At 72.1% G+C, this 22387-nt stretch carries 14 protein-coding genes; 13 read left to right on the top strand and 1 reads right to left on the bottom strand.

The genetic code is table 11. The features are described 5' to 3' along the window. Nucleotides 1-56: 56 nt before the first annotated feature. From DEJ11_RS10455 to DEJ11_RS10425, 7 genes are all read left to right on the top strand, one after another. Nucleotides 57-1469 (top strand): serine/threonine-protein kinase, encoded by a 1413-nt coding sequence (locus DEJ11_RS10455; protein ID WP_111103077.1) that lies wholly within the window; start codon nucleotides 57-59, stop codon nucleotides 1467-1469. After that, nucleotides 1466-7339, top strand: a complete 5874-nt coding sequence (locus DEJ11_RS10450; RefSeq protein ID WP_146250030.1) for an Ig-like domain-containing protein — start codon at nucleotides 1466-1468, stop codon at nucleotides 7337-7339. Before DEJ11_RS10455 ends, DEJ11_RS10450 begins: the two co-directional genes overlap by 4 nt. A gap of 69 nt (nucleotides 7340-7408) precedes the next feature. Further along, a complete protein-coding gene (locus tag DEJ11_RS10445) occupies nucleotides 7409-8380 on the top strand; it encodes an AAA family ATPase (protein ID WP_027465773.1) in 972 nt (323 codons plus the stop codon). 98 nt (nucleotides 8381-8478) lie between these two features. Beyond that, entirely contained in the window at nucleotides 8479-9792 is a 1314-nt protein-coding gene (locus tag DEJ11_RS10440) for a DUF58 domain-containing protein (protein ID WP_071404615.1), read from the top strand. Further along, complete coding sequence (locus tag DEJ11_RS10435; RefSeq protein WP_111046431.1) at nucleotides 9789-12266, top strand: TgpA N-terminal domain-containing protein; 2478 nt, start codon at nucleotides 9789-9791, stop codon at nucleotides 12264-12266. Before DEJ11_RS10440 ends, DEJ11_RS10435 begins: the two co-directional genes overlap by 4 nt. After that, on the top strand, nucleotides 12263-14251 hold the full coding sequence (locus DEJ11_RS10430) for a zinc-ribbon domain-containing protein (protein ID WP_111103075.1): 1989 nt from the start codon (nucleotides 12263-12265) through the stop codon (nucleotides 14249-14251). The genes DEJ11_RS10435 and DEJ11_RS10430 overlap by 4 nt, the downstream gene beginning before the upstream one ends. A 65-nt stretch (nucleotides 14252-14316) precedes the next feature. Next, nucleotides 14317-15072 (top strand): hypothetical protein, encoded by a 756-nt coding sequence (locus DEJ11_RS10425; RefSeq protein WP_146250029.1) that lies wholly within the window; start codon nucleotides 14317-14319, stop codon nucleotides 15070-15072. A 100-nt stretch (nucleotides 15073-15172) separates the two neighbouring features. On the opposite strand, the gene DEJ11_RS10420 is transcribed toward DEJ11_RS10425, so the two are convergent. After that, nucleotides 15173-16165, bottom strand: coding sequence for an asparaginase (locus tag DEJ11_RS10420; RefSeq protein WP_111103072.1), 993 nt, complete (start codon nucleotides 16163-16165; stop codon nucleotides 15173-15175). A gap of 34 nt (nucleotides 16166-16199) precedes the next feature. On the opposite strand from DEJ11_RS10420, the gene DEJ11_RS10415 reads away from it, so the two are divergent. The 6 genes from DEJ11_RS10415 to DEJ11_RS10390 all read left to right on the top strand — a co-directional run bounded on the left by DEJ11_RS10415 (nucleotide 16200) and on the right by DEJ11_RS10390 (nucleotide 22337). Continuing rightward, complete coding sequence (locus tag DEJ11_RS10415) at nucleotides 16200-16709, top strand: OsmC family protein (RefSeq protein ID WP_071404620.1); 510 nt, start codon at nucleotides 16200-16202, stop codon at nucleotides 16707-16709. A 6-nt stretch (nucleotides 16710-16715) separates the two neighbouring features. After that, nucleotides 16716-17687, top strand: a complete 972-nt coding sequence (locus tag DEJ11_RS10410; protein ID WP_071404621.1) for an FKBP-type peptidyl-prolyl cis-trans isomerase — start codon at nucleotides 16716-16718, stop codon at nucleotides 17685-17687. A 2-nt stretch (nucleotides 17688-17689) separates the two neighbouring features. Further along, complete coding sequence (dxr, locus tag DEJ11_RS10405) at nucleotides 17690-18802, top strand: 1-deoxy-D-xylulose-5-phosphate reductoisomerase (RefSeq protein ID WP_111031584.1); 1113 nt, start codon at nucleotides 17690-17692, stop codon at nucleotides 18800-18802. 128 nt (nucleotides 18803-18930) lie between these two features. Continuing rightward, entirely contained in the window at nucleotides 18931-20265 is a 1335-nt protein-coding gene (locus tag DEJ11_RS10400; RefSeq protein WP_173034034.1) for a M50 family metallopeptidase, read from the top strand. 24 nt (nucleotides 20266-20289) lie between these two features. After that, complete coding sequence (locus DEJ11_RS10395; RefSeq protein WP_111046426.1) at nucleotides 20290-21780, top strand: purine-cytosine permease family protein; 1491 nt, start codon at nucleotides 20290-20292, stop codon at nucleotides 21778-21780. Next, nucleotides 21777-22337, top strand: a complete 561-nt coding sequence (locus tag DEJ11_RS10390) for a cysteine hydrolase family protein (RefSeq protein WP_111103070.1) — start codon at nucleotides 21777-21779, stop codon at nucleotides 22335-22337. Before DEJ11_RS10395 ends, DEJ11_RS10390 begins: the two co-directional genes overlap by 4 nt. Nucleotides 22338-22387 lie beyond the last annotated feature (50 nt).

Genomic DNA, 22387 nt, shown 5'->3' with positions numbered 1-22387 from the left:
ACAATGACATGGCCACGTCGAGAGAGCTGGCCGCTCGGCCGGGGGAGGAGAGGACCATGGCGAGACGCCTGCCGTCCAACCCGCCCGTGATCGGCGGTTTCAGTCCCGTGCACGTCCTCGGGTCCGGTGGCTTCGCCGACGTCTTCCTCTACGAGCAGGACATGCCCCGACGACAGGTCGCGGTGAAGGTGCTGCTGGACGAGGTCGTCGACGACCGCGTCCGGCAGATGTTCCAGGCCGAGGCCAACCTGATGGCCCGGCTCAGCACGCACCCGTCGATCCTCACCGTCCTGCAGGCCAGCGTCGCCGCCGACGGCCGTCCCTACCTGGTCATGGAGCTCTGCTCCTCGTCCCTCAGTGAGCGCTACCGTCGCGAACCGATCCCCGTGTCCGAGGTGCTGTCGATCGGTATCCGCATCGGGTCGGCGCTCGAGACCGCACACCGCGAGGGCGTGCTGCACCGCGACATCAAGCCGTCGAACATCCTGCTGACGGCCTACGGCAACCCCGTGCTCTCCGACTTCGGCATCGCCGCGACGATCGGGGGCACCGACCCCGACGAGCCGATCGGCATGTCGATCCCGTGGTCCGCGCCCGAGGTCCTGATCGACGAGTCGCGTGGCACGATCCAGTCCGAGGTGTACTCCCTCGCGGCGACCGTGTACTCGCTCCTCGCCGGGCGCAGCCCGTTCGAGATCCGCGGCGGCAAGAACGGTGCGAACGACCTGATGCACCGGATCGACAGGGGCGGCGTGAAGCCCACCGGTCGCACCGACGTGCCGCCCTCGCTGGAGCGCCTGCTCGCCTCGGCGCTGTCCCGCAAGCCGCAGGGCCGCCCCGCGACGGTGATCGAACTCGTCCGCGGCTTCCAGCAGGTCGAGGCCGAGCTCGGCATCCCGCAGACGTCCGCCGACGTCGCGGTCGAGGCATGGGCGATCTCGACGCCGACCCCGCACGGTGAGCGCACCGTGATCCGTGAGCTGCAGCCGCCCACCCGGGTCGGCGGGCGTCGTCGCACCCGCCGTGCGGTGCAGGGTGGGGTCGTGGCCGGGGGTTCGCACAGCGTCGGCACCGTGCACCGCACCGGGTCCGTGACCCGTGCCCGGCGCCGAACCCGTTCGACCCTGGTCTGGGCGACGTCTCTGGCCGTCGTCGTGGTCGCCGCCCTCGCGATCGCCACGGTCGTCGTCGTCGGGCGGCTCGGGGCCGGGGCGATCCCGGTCGTGGCCGAGGTCCGTGCCGAACCGTCGCCGCAGTCCGTGTCCTTCAGCTGGACCGACCCGGGGCTGCGCAGCGGCGACACGTACGTCATCTCGTCCAACGGGTCGTCGAGCCAGCAGACCGGCACGACGTTCGTCGTCTCCGGTGAACGCGGCGACGAGGAGTGCATCGCCGTCGCCGTGAACCGCGACGGCAAGACGGGTGCCGCGAGCGCGCAGAAGTGCGCGACGATCGGGAGCGCCGGGTGATCCGCGCCCTCCTCGCGAAGCACCGCTCCGCCGCCGTGACGACCGGTGCCTCGGTGCTCGTCGCCGCCGTCGTCGCGACCACCGCCATCGTCTCCACCGGGTACCACACGCAACGCGTCGACCTCGGCGACGGCACGGTCTGGGTGCCCTCGGCCGAGTACGGCGCGGTCGGCCGGGCGAACACCGGCATCCTGCAGCTCAACACCGCCGTCGAGACGGCCAGCGACGACCTGTCCGTGCTGCAGCGCGGCTCCACCGTCTACAGCGTGGACGAGACGAAGGGCACGGTCGCCCGGGTCGACGTCGCCGACGCCACCGTGGGTGATGCGATCACGCTGCCGGCGGGGGCGCCCCAGGTCTTCTTCGCGGGCGACACCGCGGTCATCGGCAACGCCGACACGGGCGAGCTCTGGGCGACCCCCGCGAACGACCTCGCCGAGTTCGACGCGTCGGCCAAGGCAGACCTGACCCTGGGCGCCGACACCGTCTTCGACGCCTCCGACGGCCACGTCGCGGTCTACTCCGCGAAGACCGGGACGGCGTCGCTGGTCGACGTCGGCACGACACTCACCGTCGCCGAACGGTGGAAGGTCGACATGGACCGCGGCGACGACTTCCAGGTCGCCACGTTCGACGGGCACCTCGCCGTGCTCGACCGGACGAGCGGTGCCCTGTCGGTCGACGGCCGCACCGTCGAACTCGGTGACCGGGTGGGGTCGTCGCCGGCCCTCCAGCGGTCCTCCGACAGCACGGCCCAGGTGACGGTCGCGGGCACGGCGGGCCTGGTCCGTGTCAGCGCCTCCGGCACCGTGGACGCCACCGCGCTCCAGGTGGCCGGACGAGCCGCGCGGCCCTACGTCGACGGCTCCTGCACGTACGCGGCGTGGGCGGGCGGACAGGCGATCGACACGTGTGACGGCGACGCGCTGCAGCGGCTGGCGAGCACCGGCGGCACGAGCGAACTGCAGATCCTGCACAACGGCGACACCGTCGTCGCCAACGACCCGACGAGCGGCCGTTCCTGGGCGATCGACCGCAGCGGGCAGCTCATCGACAACTGGGCCGACCTGATCAAGCAGGACGACGAGCAGCAACAGGAGCAGGTCTCCGACGACGACCCCGAGGTCGACAAGGACCAGAAGCCACCGGTGGCGGTGGACGACGAACTGGGCGCTCGTCCGGGACGCACCACGAGCCTCCCGGTCCTGCTGAACGACTACGACCCGAACGGTGACCCGATCATCGTGAGCGAGGTCGGCACCATCTCGAAGTCCGCCGGCCGCGTCGCGATCGTCGGCGACGGTCAACGCCTGCAGGTCACGCTGTCGTCGCGCGCCACCGGGACCGTGACGTTCCCGTACACGATCACCGACGGCAACGGCGGATCGGACACCGCGACCGTCCGGATCAACGTGCGCCCCGACAGCCAGAACGAGGCGCCGCGGCAGGTCCGTGACACCTCGGCCGACGTCGTCCAGAACGGGCACGTCGTCTCGAATGTCCTCGGCGACTGGGTCGACCCGGACGGCGACCCGGTGTACCTGGAGTCGGCGACCGCGTCGAACGGCGACCGGGTGTCCACCACACCGGACGGCCTGCTCGACTTCCGGAACGACAGCGGCCGGACCGGTGAGCGCTCCGTGCAGCTGGTCGTGAGCGACGGTCGCGCCGACGGTCGGGGTGCCGTGACGGTCCGGGTCGCCAAGCAGGGCACCGTCCCGCTGCGCGCCGATCCGTTCCCGGTGTCCGGGTACGCCGGCAAGGCCTTCACGGTCGAGCCGCTCGACCACGTGCGCGGTGGCAACGGCACCGTGACGCTGACGAGCGTGTCGTCGGCGTCCGGGCTCACCGTCACCCCGAGCTACGACGCCGGGACCTTCCGGGTGCAGGGGGAGCGGGCGGGCGACCACCAGCTCGAGTACACGGTGACCGACGGTGTGAAGACCTCGAGCGGCATCGTCCGGGTGACCGTCCTCGCGCCACCGGATGCCTCGACGGCGCCGATCACCACGCCGAAGACGGTGTTCGTGAACACCCTGTCCACCAAGGACACGGACGTCACCGCGACCGACATCGACCCGGCGGGCGGCGTGCTGCTCGTGACGGCGCTCGACGGACCCCCACGGGGCAGCGGGGTGCAGGCGAGCATCCTCGACCAGCACACGGTCCGTGTCACGCTCACGGCGCCCCTCGACGGCCCGGTCTCGTTCGGGTACACGGAGACGAACGGCCTGGCGTCGTCACCCGGCACGATCACGGTCGTCGAGATCCCGAAGCCCGACCGCATCCAGCCACCGGTCGCCCAGCCGGACAGCGCCACCGTCCGTGTCGGTGACGTCGCGAACATCGACGCGCTCGACAACGACACCCAGCCCGAGGGCGAGCCGTTGACGCTGCAGCCCGAACTGGTGCAGAACGTCCCCGGTGACGGCGGCCTGCTGTTCGTCTCCGGCGACCACCTGCGGTACCTCGCCCCGAAGACGCCGGGCAACTACACCGCCGTCTACCGGGTCGCCGGCCCGGACGGCCAGTACGCCGACGCCGCGGTGTCGATCTCGGTGCGCGAGCGTGACGCCGCCACGAACAACCCGCCCGTCCCGCAGACCGTCACCGCGCGCGTCGTCGCCGGTTCGTCGGTGCGGGTCAGCGTGCCGTTGAACGGGATCGACCCGGACGGCGACTCCGTCCAGCTGGTCGGCGTGGGCTCCAACCCCGACAAGGGGTCGGTCTCGGACGTCGCCTCGGACGCCCTGACCTACGAGGCGGGCGACTACTCGGCCGGCACCGACGAGTTCACCTACACCGTCGTCGACGCCCTCGGGGCCCGCGCCACCGGCACCGTACGGGTCGGCATCGCACCCCGCGCCGAGCAGGCCTCGAACCCCGTGGCCGAGGCCGACCACGTCACGATCCGCCCCGGTGGGTCGGTGACGGTGCGCGTCCTGCAGAACGACTCCGACCCCGAAGGCGGGCAGCTGACCGTCGCGCAGGCCGAGCCGACGGCAGAGGACGTCACCGCCAAGGTCCTCCGGAAGCAGCAGATCCGCGTCACGCCTCCGGAGTCGGCGAAGAGCGGTGACTTCGCGGTGCTCTACACCGTCGCGAACAGCAGCGGGGGATCGAGCACGGCCTTCCTCACGGTGACCGTCGACCCCGACGCCCAGCCGCTCCGGCCCGAGGTCGACGACACGACCCTCGACCTGCAGGACATCCTGCACCGGCAGAGCGTGACCGTCGACGTGCTCGACAACGTCTTCTTCGCCGAGGGCACCGCGGCCGACCTCCGGGTCGGGGTCGTCCCCGGCTACGGCGACACGGCGACGCCCACCGACGACGGCCGCATCACCGTCCGGTTGACCGACGACTCGCAGGTGATCCCGTTCTCGGTCGCCCGGGCCGACCACCCGGACATCGTCTCCTACGGCTTCATCAACGTGCCGGGCTTCGACGACGCCCTGCCCCAGATCAACCGCAGCGCCGGTGCGGTCACGGTGAAGAGCGAGGCCACCGTCCGCATCCCGCTGCAGGACTTCGTCGTGACGGCGAACGGCGAGACCGCGAAGATCACCGACCGCGGCACGGTCAAGGCCACCCACGCCAACGGGCAGAGCCTGGTGGTGGACTCCTCGACGCTGCAGTTCACGTCGGCGAAGCTCTACTACGGCAAGGCGTCGATCTCGTTCGAGGTCACCGACGGCTCGTCGGCGAACGGCGGCAAGGGCCGCGTCGCCACGCTCGTGCTCCCGATCACGGTCACGCCCCGGTCGAACCAGCCGCCGGCGTTCACGGGATCCTCGGTCGAGATGCAGCCGGGCGAGACGCGCAAGATCGACCTGACGAAGCTGACCGACTACCCGTACCCCCGGGACCTGCCCGAGCTCCGGTACTCGATCGTCGGCCGGCCCGCCGCGGGGACGACCGCGTCGATCGCGAAGCAACAGCTCACGATCTCGGTCGCCGACACCGCGAAGAAGAACACCACCGCGTCGGTCGGGATCGGTGTCGCGGACGACGCCAACACCGGTCGCGCCGGCACCGTCACCGTCGGCGTCGTCGCCTCCACCCGTCCGGTGGTCCAGCCCGGCGCCGACCGGTCGGTGACGAAGCGCGGGGCGACCACCACCATCGACGTGCTCACGAACGACCAGCCGACCAACCCGTTCCCGGGTGAGCGGTTGCGCGTCGTGAACATCCGGGGTCTGTCCGGCGGGCTGCCGAGCGGCGTCACCGTCACCCCGAGCGGTGACCGCACGCGCCTGCAGGTCTCGGTCGCCGACACCGCGAAGCCCGGCGACGCCCACCTGCAGTACCAGGTGGCGGACGCGACGAACGATCCCGACCGGTACGTCTGGGGTGACGTCACGATCTCGGTGCAGGACGTCCCGGACGCTCCGGGTGCACCCACCCGCACCGGCTCGTACGACGGCGGTCAGGTCACGCTCACGTGGTCGACTCCTCAGGGCAACAACTCGCCCATCACGGGCTACCGGGTCGTCGGGACCAACGGCGTCTCGAAGAACTGCGGGACCGCGACGGTGTGCACGCTGACCGGACTCGACCCGAAGGCGTCGTACCGGTTCCAGGTCGTGGCGACCAACGCGATCGGTGACTCGAAGCCCTCGTCCCGCTCGGGTCCGATGAGTGCGGACTTCGTGCCGGCACCCCCGAAGGGCATCACGGTCACGCCGAGCAAGGCGACACCGAACCAGCTCGACGTCAAGTGGGGCAAGGTGTCCGCGCCGAACAACGGCAGCGCGGTCGACGACTACATCGTCACGATCGAGGGCCCGGGCCTGTCGACCACGCGGCACACCGGTACCGCCACGAACACCTCGTTCACCGGCGCCCAGAGCGCTGCCCAGTACAAGGTCACCGTGTCCGCTCGCAACGACGCCGACCGCAACGGCACCGTCGTGCAGTGGAACTCCGCGTCCGCCACGGGCAGTGCCGTCGGGACACCGGGCAAGCCGACGAACCTGCAGGCGGTCGCCGGGGACCAGGCGGACTCGTCCGGCCGGTCGACGGTGACCGTGAGCTGGAGCGCCGGCGACGCCGCCGGCGGGACCGGCCTGCGGTACGCCGTGTTCCGATCCGGCAACGTGGACTGTGCTGCTCCGCCCTCGAACTCGCTCGGCAGTTCGAGTCCGACGCGCGACTCTGGCGTCGGCGGTGGCTCGACCCGGTACGCGGTGACCGTGACCAACGGCTACTTCTGCAACGTCGAGTACGTCGACGCCGTGACCTACGAGCGGCCGTCCGGCACCGGCAGGCCCTCGGTCGACGTCGTCCCCGCCGGCACGAACCTCTGGAACGTGAGCGTCACCGCCTCGTCGCGGCCCGCACACCACTACCAGCTCGAGACGGGCGGGCAGCCGATCACGCTGCAGCCGGGCCAGACCTGGACGGGTGTGCCAGGGTCCGGCGCCCGGAACGTCTCGGCACCGTTGACCGTCCGCGCCTGCGGCGGCCCGGGGAGCAGCTTCTGCTCGTCCGATGCCGACTCGTGGACGGGGAACGCCACGGCGCTCGACGCGAACCTCTCGGTGGCGACCGCTCAGCAGGGCCAGCCGATCGCCGTGACGGGGCCGAGCGGCAGCGGGATCACGGTGCGGTACACGGCGTACTGGTACGCCAGCGACGACGGCAGCGGCTTCCCCACGACGTCGAGCTGGGACGCTGGTGAGACTCCTCCGGAGCCACCCTTCTTCGCCAAGTCCGTCAAGGTGCGCGCGTACGTCACGGCGACCGACGGGTCGGGTTCGACCCAGGCGAGTGAAGCAACCGACGCCTTCCCGGTCGCAGCAGCACCTGAACCGGACCCCGCTCCCGCTCCCGAGCAACCCGCCCCGGAACCAGCTCCCGGCGGCTGACGCCCGCCCGGCCTGCCACGACCCTCCCGCCGCCGCACACCTCCCGCCACGACCGAAGGACCACCCCGCATGAGCATGACCCCGGAGCAGGCCACCTGGTTCGCCGACGTCGCAGGCCGCATCGTGACCAACGTCGAGCAGGTGCTCCTCGGGAAGACGTTCGTGATCCGCCTCGCGGTCACGGCGATGCTCAGCGAGGGGCACCTGCTCCTCGAGGACGTCCCCGGAACGGGCAAGACGAGCCTCGCCCGGGCGATGGCGCAGAGCGTGCAGGGCACCACGAACCGCATCCAGTTCACCCCCGACCTGCTGCCGGGCGACATCACCGGCATCAGCGTCTACGACCAGCGGACGCAGGAGTTCGACTTCCACCGCGGGCCGGTCTTCGCGAACATCGTGCTCGCCGACGAGATCAACCGTGCGAGCCCGAAGACGCAGTCCGCGCTGCTCGAGGCGATGGAGGAGTCCGCGATCACGGTCGACGGCGTCAACCACCGTCTCGCCGCGCCGTTCATGGTCATCGCGACCCAGAACCCGATCGAGCAGGCCGGCACCTACCGTCTGCCCGAGGCGCAGCTGGACCGCTTCCTCATGAAGACGTCCATCGGCTACCCCGACCACGCCGCGACGGTGAAGATCCTCGAGACCTCGTCGGCTCCGTCGGCGTCGGTCCCGCTGGCGAGCGTTGTGCCCGCCGCGACCATCACCGAGATGGCCGCCCTGGCGCGAACCGTGCACGTCGACGCCGTGATCGCCGACTACGTCGCGCGCTTGGTGGACGCGACCCGCTCGGCGAGCGAGGTCCGGCTCGGCGTCAGCGTCCGTGGGGCGATGGGCCTGATCCGTGCCTCCCGTGTCCTCGCGGCGCTGAGCGGTCGCCACTACGTCACGCCGGACGACGTGAAGGCACTGGCCGTCCCGGTCCTCGCGCACCGCCTGGTGCTCGACGCCGAGGCCGAGTTCGACGGCGTCAGCGCACCGAGCGTCATCGCGCAGCTCCTGGTGGAGACCCCGCCGCCTGCCGACCGAGTCACGACGTGACGGACCGCCGGCCCGTCTCCACGCGCTCGCGCCGTCCGTCCTCGACGCGGTCGCGTCGTGGCACGACGGCGTACGAGCGCACGGGGACGGTCACCGGCATGACCAACGTCCGGACGCGCATCGTCGGTGACCGCGAGGGCGTCGCAGCGGATGCGGTCATCGGGATCGTCCGGCTCTGGGCAACGGCCTGGAGGCTCGTCCTGCGTCTCTGGGGCGAGGTCTCGTCGGTCGTCACCGGTCTCGGGTGGACGGTCGCCGCCCTGACGCTCGTCGCGTTCGTGACCGGCTACCGGTTCGGCCTGCGGGAGATCGTCGTCGTCGGGTTCGCCGGCGCCGTGCTCGCGGTGGTCGCCGCGGTGGCGTTGATCGGCCGGTCGCGGCTGGCGATCCGGATGCGGCTGCCGCAGCACCGTGTGGCGGTCGGCGACGACGCCGGCGTGATCATCACGGCCGAGAACCCCACGCGTCTGCCGTCGGTGCCGACCACCGTCGAGGTCCCGGTCGGATCCGGCCTCGTCGATGTCGCCATCCCGGCCATCGGGCCGCACGGCACCTTCGAGCGGGAGGTCCCCGTCCCGACGCTCCGCCGCGGGGTGCTCGACGTCGGTCCCGTGACGGGCGTCCGCGCCGACCCGGTGGGACTCGTGCGCCGCGAGCTCGTCTGGACCGCCCGTGAGCAGGTCATCGTGCACCCGCGCACCATCGCGATCCCGTCGACGAGCACCGGCCTGGTGCGCGACCTCGAGGGGCAGGCGACGACGGACCTGTCACCCGCGGACATCGCCTTCCACGCCATCCGCGAGTACATGCCCGGCGACGACCCGCGCACCATCCACTGGAAGTCGACCGCCAAGTCCGGCGCGCTCATGGTCCGGCAGTTCGAGGACACCCGTCGCTCGCACCTCGTCGTCGCGCTCGGCATCGCCCGCGGTGAGTTCGCCGACGACGAGGAGTTCGAGCTCGCCGTCAGCGCGGCCGCGTCCCTCGGCGCGCGGGCGATCCGCGACGGCCGTGAGGTCTCGGTCGTGGTGTCGCAGCGCACGCCCGAGTTCGCGAAGCGTGCCGTGTACGCCGTGCGGACGCTCCCCACCGTCACCCCGACGCGCCTGCTCGACGACTTCGCCTCGGTCGGCCTCGCCGACGCGTGCCTGCCGATCGCCGAGGTCTCCCGGATCGTCGGGAGCGACACCGAGGGCATCTCCGTCGCGTTCCTCGTGGTGGGGTCGACCGTCGGTCTGCCCGCGCTCCGACTCGCCGCCACGCGGTTCCCCGTCGGGGTGGAGGTCGTCGCGGTGATCTGCGAGCCCGAGGCCCAGCCGCGGTTCCTGCGCGTCGCGGGTCTGACGGTGATGACCATCGGCTACCTGGACGACCTCCGGCACGCCCTGCACCGATCGGCGTCGGCAGCATGAGCGCCGCACCCGTGACCACCCCGGCCCCGGCACCGGACCGGGCGAGGCGCTCGACCCGACGGTCCGACCGTCGCGACGCACGGCGGCTCGTGCCGTTCCGGCTCGCCGGCGGCACGCTGGCGGTCTGGCTGTTGCTGGCCGTCGCGAGCACGTCCTGGTGGCCGGTGTACCGGGACGGCGCGATGATCACCGCCGCGGTGACCGCGATCGTCATCGGGACGGTCGTCGCGCTCCTCGGCACCCTGTTCCGGCTCCCGACGGCCGTCGTGGCGATCGCGACCGTCGCCGCCTTCACGCTCACGGGCGTCCCCGCCGCCGTGCCGAGTCAGGCCAACGGCCTGCTGCCCACCGGACGCGGCCTGCTCGACCTCTTCGCCGGCGTCGCCCTCGGCTGGAAGCAGCTGGTGACCATCAGCCTGCCGGTGGGCTCGTACGAGGCGCTCCTCGTGCCCTACTTCGTGACGCTGCTCGTGGCGGCGGTGACCGCCGTGAGCGTGGCGACCCGCGCCTCCAGGCAGGAACTCGCGAGCATCCCGGCACTGGTGCTCTTCGCGGTGGGGGTCGTCGTCGGGCCGAGCCGGCTCGACACGTCGATCGTGACGGCGGTCGTCCTGGTGGGCCTCGCCCTCGTCTGGGCGCTGACCGTGCGGCACGCGCGTCGCGCCGTCGCGGTGGCGACCACCATCGGTGCACGCGTGCCGGTCGCGCGGTCGATCGTCCGCCCCGCCCTCGTGGGAACCGGCACCATCGTGGCCGCGGCGGTCGTCGCGACCGGACTCGGCCTGGTGGCACCTCCGTCGGGTGAGCGCACCGTCGCACGCACCGACGTCGTGAAGCCGTTCGACCCACGCGACTACGTCAGTCCGCTCAGCGGGTTCCGCGCCTACGAGGAGTCCACCGCCTCGGACGCGACCCAGCTCCGGGTGACCGGTCTGCCCGAGGGCGGGTTCGTCCGCATCGCGACGCTCGACACCTACGACGGCGTCGTCTACCGCGTCGGCGGGGCCGACGGCTCGGCCGGCTCGGGCACCTTCGAACGGGTACCGACCGCGGTCGACGTCCGTGGCGTCCGGGGCACCACGGTCGACGTCGGCGTGACGGTCGACGGGTACCGCGGTGTGTGGCTGCCGACGGTCGGTGACCTGGAGCGCGTGGAGTTCACCGGGCAGGACGCCGACGACGAGCGCGGCGCCTTCTTCTACAACGGATCGACCGGTACCGGCGCCGTGGTCGGCGGAGTCGGGGACGGCACGTCCTACGACCTGACGGCGGTGCTGCCCGACCAGCCGACCGAACGGCAGCTGGCCACCGCACGGCCGGGGAGCGCCGCCGTGCCCACCGCACGGGACGTCCCCGACGCTGTGCGCGACACCGTGGAGTCCACGACGAAGGACGTGTCGGCACCCGGTGCGAAGCTCCTCGCCGCGGTGCAGTCCCTGCAACGGAACGGGTACGTCAGCCACGGTGTCGGCGACGACCGGATGAGTCGGTCCGGTCACGGTGCCGACCGTGTCCAGGAGCTCCTCACCGCACCCCTGATGATCGGGGACCAGGAGCAGTACGCCGCGGCGGCCGCACTGATGGCGGACGAGATCGGCTTCCCCGCACGGGTCGTGATGGGCTTCACGGCCGGGGGAGACTCAGGCCGCGACGGCACCGCAGCGCCTGGCGGGACGACGACCTTCCGTGGGTCCGACGTCACGGCCCGCATCGAGGTGGACACCGCGCAGTGGGGATGGGTGATGCTCAACCCCAACCCCGAGGTGCGCGAGATCCCGAACGAGCAGCAGCAGACCCCGCAGCCGGTCACCCGACCCGAGACGGTGGTGCCGCCGCCCCCGGTCGACCGGCAGGACCAGGACCAGCAGACGCCCCCCGAGAGCGACCGGAACACGCCGCCGGTGCAGCCGCTCTGGCTCCAGATCCTGCTCGCGGTGCTGCCCTGGGCCCTCGGGACCCTCGGCGTGGTCGCGCTCGTCCTGCTGCCGTTCGCCGTGATCGTGCTGCTGAAGCGATTGCGGCGCCGCCGACGGCGGAACGCCACCACGCCCCGCGGCCGCATCGTCGGCGCCTGGGACGAGTACCGCGACGCACTGCTCGACCGCGGGCACGACGTGCGGCAGGCAGCAACCCGACGCGAAGCCGTGGTCGGTGCACCGGGCGACGGTGGCACCGGACTCGCCGCGCTGGCCGACCGCGCGGTGTTCGGTCCGAGTGACGCCGACCAGACCACCGCCGACCGCATGTGGGCGGCGACCGACGATGCGATCGGTTCGCTCCGGACAGGGCGGACCAGGCGGGAGCGGTTCCGCACCGCCGTCTCGCTCCGGTCCCTGCGGGGAACGGGACGCCGTCCGACGGCACGGTCCCGTCGGAGGACCGACCGCCAGGCTGCGTCGGGGCGCGGCGACTACGATGTCCAGAGGCCGGACGAGCGTCGTGGACGGCCGAGTGAGGACAGAGGCACCACGTGATCAGATGCGAACACTGCGGATCGATGCTCCCGGACGGAGCGATCTTCTGCGGTGAGTGCGGTCGCGCGGTCACCGCCGCCGCGAGCCGTCGCCCGGTCGCGCCGACCCCCGTCGAACAGGCACCGCCGCCACCGTTGCAGCAGCCCGACGCCCACGGCCGACGGTCCGACCCGGCTTCCGACGCCTGGTTGCCCGAAGCCACGCTCGATCCCGCCACGCGTGCGTGGCTCACCGGTGCCGACCGTCGCGGCACCGAACCGCCGGCACCCGTACCGGTGCAGCGTCCTGATGACTTCGCGCCGCGCCAGGCACCCTCCCATGTGCACGGTGCCGGCTCCGGGCTCGAGGACTGGTCGGGTGCGCCGGGCGAGTCCGAGCCTCCCCTCGACCCCGACGCGTACCCGTCCGAACCCCTCGATGCGGACGACCCCGAGCGCACGCGGATCGCCCCGGCTCCCGGTCGCCCCGAGACGCCCGAGGACCCGATCCGCGATGCTCCGTCGTCGGTGTCGGACCAGGCGGTGCGACAGCCCGTCGAGTCCCAGCCCGTCGAGCCCCAGCCCGTCGAGCCGCCGCCCGCTGCCGAGCCCTCCGTTCCGGTGTGGGCGCCGCCCGCTGCCACCGCACCCCCGGCGGCACCCGCCGGTCCGTCCTGGTGGGTCGGTCGCGGTACCCCGGCTGCCGAGGCGCCGGCCGATCCGGTCGTCCCGCCGATGCCGGGAGCACCCGCCGAACCTGCTGGCGAGCAGGACGCTGCGGCTCCTGCGCCCGACGAACACGGCGCACAGGAACCCCAGAACGCACAGAATGCCCAAGAACTCCGGGACGCACAGGGTGCCCGGGACGCCTCCGAGCCGGAGCCCGACGAAACAATCCTGGCGGCGTCGGAGACCAGCGCCACCGACGACCAGCCGCCCGTCGTGTCGGCCCCGCAGCCCGGGGACACCGCCGTGGTCGAGCCGTTGATCGACCGTCGACCGCCGCGTCCGGCCCCGCTCGTCACCCCGGGCATGCACGAGACGGCCATCTGCCACGTCTGCGGCAACCGGCTCGAACCCGACGACATCTTCTGCGGCGAGTGCGGAGCCGTCCGTCCGGCGGTCACCGCGGCCTTCACCGGCCCGGTCGTGCCGCTGCCGATGACCCGACCCGACTGGGCCGCCGAGGAGTCCGACGGCACGCAGGCCTCCGACGCGGGCAACGCTGCGGACGAGCCGGACGAGCCCGACGCGGATCCGGCCGTGCCCGCGGGTCCGAACGGGTCCGACGAGCGCGCTGCAGGCGACGAGCCGGACGACGAGATCCCGGTGGACGACGAGTCCCTCCGCGCCGAGGTCGAGCAGTCCGATGCCGGCCGACGTCCCCGCGGAGCGCACGCTGCACCGGTGACCGAGCCCGAGCCGCCGACCGAGGCGTCCGCCGTGCCGCGCACGCCGATCCCGCCGGTGCCCGGTTCCGCCACCGTCCCCTCCTCGGCACCGTCCGCCGACACCGCGGGCGTGCCCTCCGCTGCACCGCTGCCCCCGATCCCGGGAGCGACCGGACCCGCGCTGCCGCTCCCGCCCGTCGACCGGTCTGAGTCGCCCGCAGCGGCCGGCGCGCTCGACGACCTCGACGAGGACGTCGACGAGACCCGCATCGTCGCGAAGACCCCGACCCGGGCACCGTTCGTGCTGCACTTCAGCACGGGTGAGCGGCTCGGCGTCCACGGCACGGGCCTGCTCGGCCGACTGCCGCGACCGCAGCCGGGGGAGCGCTACGACGACCTGTTGACCGTGCACGACCCGGGCAAGTCCGTGTCGAAGACGCACCTCGAGCTCGGCCGCGACGGCGACGACCTGTGGGTCTCCGACCGGTTCTCCGGCAACGGCACGGTCGTCCGGCACATCGACGGATCGATCCGCCGCTGCGAGCCCGGTCGCCGGTACCGCGTCGAGCGTGGTGCCCGCGTCGACATCGGTGAGCAGTTCTTCCTGGTGCAGTAGCCGACTTCTCCACAGATCGGGTCCCGGGCCAGCACTGAGCTGCTCGTTCCTGGTGCGATGGGGTCATGTCCCGGTTCACCGCTCGTTGCGTGATCGTGGGGGCCGCGGTCGCGCTCGTCGTGGCCGGGGTCCTCGCGCCGATCAGCGGCGCGGGGCAGGGCGTCCTGCTCGGCGCGGGTGCGTGCTGCGCGCTGGTCGACGTGGTGCTGCACCGTTCGGCCTCGCCGGACCCGGTCGTGGTCGTCGCTCCGCGCGGACCCGACCAGCCCGCCGAGCCAGAACCGCTCGGTGCGCCGGAAACGCTGACGGGCACCGTTCCCGAGGACCGCGACGGCACGCCGGCAGTCGTCCTCGGGCACGGTCCGGGCGGCCGCGTGCTCTGGGTCGACGCCGCGTCCCACGTCGTGGTCGTCGGTGCCGGAGCACTCGCCGTCGCGGTGTACCTCGGGCTCGCCGAGCAGCTCCGAGCCGCTGCCGTCCACACCGACGAGGACCTGCGCTGGGCCGCTGCTCCCGAGGTCTTCGACACCGTGGCGACCGGCAGCGCCGATCCAGCCCCGAGCGCCCGGTCAGCGAGCACCCGGGCAGCGAGCACCCTGTCAGTGCACGCCCTGCCGTCGGGGACCTCGGTCGCGGTGCGGATGGGTGCCGACGGCCGACCGCACGGCTCCGTGGTGCTCGTGGCCGGACTCGGATCGGCGCCTCGTCAGCGGGACGTCACCGTCGAGGTCTCACGGTACGGCTGCTCCGTCCGTCGACCCGACGACCACGCGGTCGTCCGGGTGTCCCCGGCGCTTCCCGTCCTCGTCCCCGACCCGTGAGCGCCGATCGATGACCACCGCCGACCCTTGACCAGCGCTGACCCTTGACCAGCGCTGACCCTTTGACCAGCGCCGACGCTTGACCGGCGCCGAGCAACGATCAGCGCAACCCGGCGCCGACCCGCACGGCGCCGACGGGCACGCCACCACCGAGCACCCGCTCACCCGTCACCTCGAGCACCTCGGCTACCCCGTCCGACGCCACGAGCCCGTTCCGCTCGAGCAGCGCCAGGGCCGCCAGGGTGCCGGCTCGCTGTGAGCCGTCGAGCACCTTCACGGCCACGGCGGCGCCTCCGGGCAACCCCATGACCATCACGCCCTCGGCACCGAGCTTCGCCAGCACCTGCAGTCGCTCGATGGTGACCGTGTTCGCGCGTCCGACGCCGTCGATCGCCCACGGGTGCGCCAGGACCGCGTCGGTCAGCGCAGCGGAGTCGTCGTCGGCCCGGGCCACCACACCGGCGAACCCGCGTGCCAACCCCGTCAGGGTGAGCGGGAACACGGGGGCGCCGCAGCCGTCCGTACCGACCAGGTCGACGGTCTCGTGCGTGTACTCCTCGACCACGGAACGCACCCGCTGCTGCAACGGGTGCTCGATGTCGAGGTACGTGGCTTCGTCCCAGCCGTTCACCCGGCAGGCCGCGAGCATGCCAGCGTGCTTGCCGGAGCAGTTCATCGCCAGTCGGCGAGGGCCGTCCATCGTCCGGGCGGTCCCGCGGTCGAAGGGCATGTCGGGCGGGCAGCCGAGGTCGGCCTCGACGTGGTCGAAGGACTCGAGCATGTGCAGGGCGAGCGCCTGGTGCGCCGCGGTGCCGGCGTGACTCGCGGTGGTGAGGACGAGTTCCTCGTCGGAGAACAGCGCACCGGAACGTCGGACGGCCAGGGCCTGGAACGGCTTCATGGTGGAACGCGGGTAGATGCTCGCGGTCACGTCGCCGACGGAGTCGATCACCGTGCCGCTCGCGTCGACGACGACGCCGGCGCCGACGTGCCGGCTCTCGTCGAACCCTGAGCGTTCGAGCACCGCCAGCTCGACGGAACCGTCGGCGGTGAGAGGATGGCGATCACTGCGGACTTCGGGGCTCACCGTCATGCCGCCATGCTAGCCAAGGCGAAGGGGCGCACCCGTGCACGACCACTCCTACGAGGTCTCCGTCAGCTGGACCGGCGACCGCGGGACCGGCACCTCCGGGTACCGCGACTACGGCCGCGAACACGTGGTCTCGGCGACCGGCAAGCCCGACGTCCCCGGCTCCGCCGACCCGACGTTCCGCGGGGACCGTGACCGCTGGAACCCCGAGGAGATGGTGGTCGCGGCGCTGGCCCAGTGCCACATGCTCAGCTACCTGCACGTCGCGGTGACGAAGGGCTTCACCGTCGTCGACTACCAGGACACCGCGACCGCGTCGCTCCGCCTGAACCGCGACGGTTCGGGCGAACTGACCGAGGCGACCCTGCACCCGGTCGTCACGATCCTCGAGGCCGACCGGGTCGCGGACGCCGAAGCAGCACACGTCACCGCCAACGAGCTCTGCTTCATCGCGCGGTCCGTGGCGTTCCCGGTGCACCACGAGCCGCAGCTGGTCGTCCGACCTGCGTCATTGGCAGGGGACTCTTCGACAGGTGGGGCAGACTAGGTCCTCGTGAAGCGTCTCCGCCTGCTCCCGATCGCCATCGTCCCCGCCGTCGTGCTGGGACTCGCCGCCTGCTCCGGCTCCGGTTCGAACGGGTCCTCGGCTTCGCCGACCCCGTCGGCCAGTGCCACGGCCTCGGCGATCACCTCCTGCCCCGACCCGGGCAAGTCGTCCGATGCCATCAAGGCGACCGGGTCGTTCGGCGGACCGAAGGCCCCGACGGTGAAGTTCTCGTCCGGCCTGTCCGCGAAGACGCCGCAGGCCACCCGCCTCGTGAAGGGCAAGGGCGCGGCGCTCGACGAGGGCGACTACGCGCAGGTCTCCTACAGCGTGTACGAGGCTTCGGACGCCAAGAAGCTCGGCACCGTCGGCTTCGACGAGGGCAACCCGCAGGTGCTCTCGGTCGGCGGATCGGGCTTCGGTGCGCTCCTCGCCTGCTCGAAGGTGGGCGACCGCGTCGCCGCGGTCGGACAGTCCTCCGCACTCGGCTTCAACACCGGCGGTGAGATCGTCGTGGTCGCCGACGTCGTCGCGCAGACCCCGACCAAGGCGACCGGCACCCCGCAGGACCAGGACCCGGGCCTGCCCACGGTCAAGGACAAGGCCTCGGGCGAGCCGGAGATCACGGTCCCCGACGGCGTCAAGGCGCCCACGAAGACCACGGTCGAGGTGCTCAAGCAGGGCGACGGCACCGAGATCGCCGACGGCGACACCGCACTCGTGCAGTACAAGGGCGTCGTCTACGACACCGGCAAGGAGTTCGACTCCTCGTGGTCGAAGGGTGTCCCCACCACCTTCACCGTGTCGGAGAGCGCGCTCATCAAGGGCTTCGTCACCGGGCTCGTCGGGCAGAAGGTCGGCTCGCAGGTCCTGATCGTCGCCACGCCGGAGGACGCCTACGGCGCGAACCCGCAGGAGGGCTCGGGCATCCCGAAGAACGCCACGCTCGTCTTCGTGGTCGACATCCTCGCCAAGGGCTGACCGTGACGGACGGCCGCCTCGGCACCACCGGTCCGGACCGTCGGCGGATCGTCGTCCTCGGTAGCACCGGCTCGATCGGCACCCAGGCGCTCGACGTGGTCGCCCGCAACCCCGACCGGTTCGAGGTCGTCGGGCTCACCGCCGGCAGCAACCGCGACCTCGTCGCCGAGCAGGCCGCCCGGTTCGGCGTCCGCGACACGGCGTTCGGCGCGGCCGACTCGGAGCAGCTCGTCCGGAGCGTCGAGGCCGACGTCGTCCTGAACGGCATCACCGGCTCGGTCGGCCTCGGCCCGACGCTCGCGGCCCTCGAGACCGGTGCCGTGCTCGCCCTCGCGAACAAGGAGAGCCTGATCGTCGGCGGCTCCCTCGTGCAGCAGGCCGCGGCGCCCGGGCAGATCGTGCCCGTGGACAGCGAGCACTCCGCCATCGCGCAGGCGCTGCGCTCCGGCGCCGACGCCGAGGTGCAGCGGCTCGTCCTGACGGCGAGCGGCGGTCCGTTCCGTGGGCGCACCCGCGAACAGCTCCGTGACGTCACCCCCGCCCAGGCACTGGCGCACCCGACCTGGGACATGGGTCTCGTCGTCACGACGAACTCCGCGACCCTGGTCAACAAGGGACTCGAGGTCATCGAGGCCCACCTGCTCTTCGACGTGCCGTACGACCGCATCGACGTCACCGTGCACGCGCAGTCGATCGTGCACTCGATGGTCGAGTTCGTCGACGGCTCCACCATCGCCCAGGCGTCGCCGCCGGACATGCGTCTGCCGATCGCGCTCGGCCTGGCCTGGCCGGACCGGGTGCCCGGCGTCGGCGTGCCGCTCGACTGGACGACCGCGAGCACGTGGACGTTCGAGCCGCTCGACCAGGACGCCTTCGGCGCAGTCGCCCTCGCCAAGCGGGTGGGTGAGCTGGGCGGGACGTTCCCGGCCGTGTTCAACGCCGCGAACGAGCAGGCCGTCGCCGCGTTCCACGCGGGCGCGATCGGTTTCCTGGACATCGTCGACACGGTCGAGCGCGTCGTCGAGGAGCACACCGCGGGGGAGCCGTCACTCGACGGCGTGCTCGCGGCGGAGCAGTGGGCCCGCACCGCTGCGGACCGCGCGCTGACCCGCTGACGCGAGTCGCGCCTCCCGTCCGACGCGGAGGCGGCAGACCGCGGACGTGACGCACCGGCCTGGAGGCCCAGCTCGCCTCTCAGACGGCGCTCGGCTCCGTCATGGAATCAGTCCCGTACTCTTTCCCGGTGACCGTCGAATCCGTCCTGCTCTTCGTCCTCGGCGTGGTCGTCTTCATCATCGGCCTGCTGGTCTCGATCGGACTCCACGAGCTGGGGCACCTGTCCTTCGCGAAGCTCTTCAACGTCAAGGTGACGCAGTACTCGCTGGGCTTCGGCAAGGCGATGTGGTCGTTCAAGCGGGGTGAGACCGAGTACGGGATCCGCCCGATCCTGCTCGGTGGGTACATCTCGATGGTCGGCATGCTCAAGCCGCGCGCCTCGGGCCGGGCGAACGCCATCACGAACACCGGCATGTACGGCGCGTTCGTGCAGGACGCCCGCCAGGCCAGCGCCGAGCAGATCGCGGACTCCGGCGGTGACGACTCCCGCGCCTTCTACCGCCTGACGCCGTGGAAGCGGATCATCGTGATGGTCGCGGGCCCGGCGATGAACCTGGTGATCGGCATCGTGCTGTTCGGTGTGCTGCTGTGCGGGTTCGGGGCGCCGACGACGACCTTCACGTCGAGCGTCGGGTGCGTGCTGCCGAACAGCCAGACGACCGAGTGCTCGCCCGGCGACGCTGTGTCCCCGGCGAAGCAGGCGGGCATCGAGTCCGGCGACGTCGTGCTCTCGGTGAACGGTGAGCAGGACCCCACCATCACCCGCGTCTCCGAGGTCTTCCAGGAGTCCGCCGGTGAGCAGGTCACCGTGGTCGTCGAGCGCGACGGTGCCCGCAAGACCCTCGAGATCACCCCGACGACCGCCACCCGCGACGTCTACGACGCCGAGGGCAAGGTCGTCAAGAACGACGACGGCACCACGAAGACCCAGCGCGTCGGCGTGGTCGGCGTCAGCATCGGGCAGTCCCTGGTGCGGCAGTCCCCGGCCGAGGTGCTGCCCGCGACCGGCGCCCAGATCGCGGCGTCGGCGCACCTGATCATCGACCTGCCGCAGCGCCTGGTCGCCGTGTGGAACGCCGCGTTCGGTGCCCAGGAGCGGTCGCAGGACAGCCCCGTGTCGGTGGTGGGCGTGGGCCGCGCGATCGGCGAGGTCTCGTCGATGAGCGGCGTCCCCGTCGTCGACAAGGCGTACACGATCCTCGGGCTGCTGGCCTCGCTCAACATCGGCCTGTTCGTGCTGAACATGGTGCCGCTGCTGCCGCTCGACGGCGGACACATCGCTGGTGCGCTCTGGGAAGCGATCAAGCGACGGTCGTTCAAGCTCGTCGGCAAGGCCGATCCGGGGCCCATCGACCTGGCGAAGACGATGCCGCTGACGATGGTCGTCGTGGTGCTGTTGGCGGGGATGAGCGCGCTGCTCATCTACGCCGACATCGTGCGGCCGGTGAACCTGTTCGGGTAGTCGCTCCGGCGCTACGCTCAGCGGATGACCACAGCCGCCCCGAACCCTCCCGAGGTTCGCACCGTCGAGCGCCAGGGCCTCGACGTCATCGCCGAGTCCGATCGGAGGGGCACCCCACGGGGACTGTTCTGGCCGTGGTTCGCCGCCAACATCTCCGTGCTCGGCATCGCCTACGGGGCGTTCGTTATCGGGTTCGGCATCTCCTTCTGGCAGGCCACCGCCGTCTCGGTCGTCGGGGTGGTGTTCTCGTTCCTGCTGTGCGGCGTGGTCGCGATCGCCGGCAAGCGGGGGTCGGCGCCGACGATGGTGCTGAGCCGTGCGGCGTTCGGCGTGCGGGGCAACCGGGTGCCCTCGTTCCTCAGCTGGATCCTCACCGTCGGGTGGGAGACCTCGCTCGCCGCACTGGCGGTCCTGGCGACCTCGACGGTCTTCACCGAGCTCGGCTGGGACGGCGGGGTGCTGACGAAGGTCGTCGCGCTGGTCGTCGTCGCCGCGCTCGTGGTCGGGGCCGGCGTCGCGGGCTTCGACGTGATCATGCGCCTGCAGACCTGGATCACGGTCATCACGGGGGTGCTCACCGTCGTCTACATCGTGCTCGCGGTGCCCTCCATCGACTTCGCCGCGATCGCCGCGATGCCCTCCGGCAGCGGTCAGCAGGTCATCGGGGCCCTGGTCCTGGTGATGACCGGCTTCGGCCTCGGCTGGGTGAACGCCGCCGCTGACTACTCCCGGTACCTGCCGCGGGCCGCGTCTACCGGTGGGGTCGTCGGGTGGACGACCTTCGGCGGCGCGCTGGCCCCGGCGATCCTCGTGGTCTTCGGCGTCCTGCTCGCCGGGTCGTCGCCGGACCTGAACGCTGCCATCCAGGACGACCCGATCGGCGCGCTCACCACCATCCTGCCGATCTGGTTCCTCATCCCGTTCGCGATCGTGGCGATCCTCGGGCTCGTCGGGGGAGCGGTCCTCGACATCTACTCGTCGGGCCTCGCGCTGCTGAGCGTCGGCGTGAAGATCCCGCGGCCGGTCGCCGCCGGGGTCGACGGCGTGTTCATGGTCGCCGGCGCCGTGTACATCGCCTTCTTCGCGACCAGCTTCGCGAAGCCGTTCCAGGCGTTCCTGATCACCCTCGGCGTGCCGATCGCGGTGTGGGCCGGCATCTTCGTCGCGGACGTCCTGCTGCGCCGACGCACCTACGCGGAGTCCGAGCTCGACGACCGTCGCGGCCGCTACGGTGACGTCCGGTGGGGCGCGATCGCCCTGGTCGCCGTCGGCACGGCGCTCGGGTGGGGGCTCGTCACGCTGGCGTCACCGGCGTGGCTGTCGTGGCAGGGCTACCTGCTCGGCCCGTTCGGCCTCGGTGGCCGCGAGGGGCCGTGGGCCTACGCGAACCTCGGCGTCCTCGTCGCCCTGGTCGTCGGGTTCCTCGGCACGCTGCTGTTCGCTCGCGGCTCGATCCGCCGCCAGGAAGCACTCGCCACGCCGGAAGCACCGAGCACGCCGGACGACCTGCGATGAGCGCGGAGATCCCCGACGACGCCTGGCTCGTCGTCATCGACATGCAGCAGGTCTTCACCGGCGAGAACCCGTGGGCCGCCCCGCGGTACGACCACGCCGGCGCCGGCATCGAGCGGCTCCTGCCGCGGTTCACGGGCCGCACGGTCTTCACCCGCTTCGTGGCACCGGCGGAGCCCGAGGGTGCGTGGGTGCCGTACTACCGCGACTGGCCCTTCGCACTGGTCCCGGACACCGACCCGCTGTACGCGCTCACCGAACCGTTCGCGTCGGCCGCCGCGGACCGGAACGACCCCGTCGTGACGGAACCGACCTTCGGCAAGTGGGGGACGAGCCTCCAGGCCGTCGTCGGCGACCACCCGCACCTGGTGCTCACGGGGGTCTCGACCGACTGCTGCGTGCTGTCGACCGCGCTGGCGGCGGCCGACGCGGGTGCGACGTTGACCGTCGTGGCGGACGCCTGCGCCGGCGCGACCGACGAGGACCACGACCGCGCGCTCGCGGTGATGCGGCTCTACGCCCCGCTGATCACGGTCGTCGACTCGGTCAGGGAGCTCTGAACAGACGCACGGGGACCGGACCCGGCACGGTCAGACCGAGCGCGTAGAGT

The organism is Curtobacterium sp. MCLR17_058 (assembly GCF_003234705.2).
Lineage (GTDB): Bacteria > Actinomycetota > Actinomycetes > Actinomycetales > Microbacteriaceae > Curtobacterium > Curtobacterium flaccumfaciens.
The sequence above is the reverse complement of the archived record's forward strand: the minus strand, read 5'-3'. Positions and strand labels throughout refer to the sequence as shown.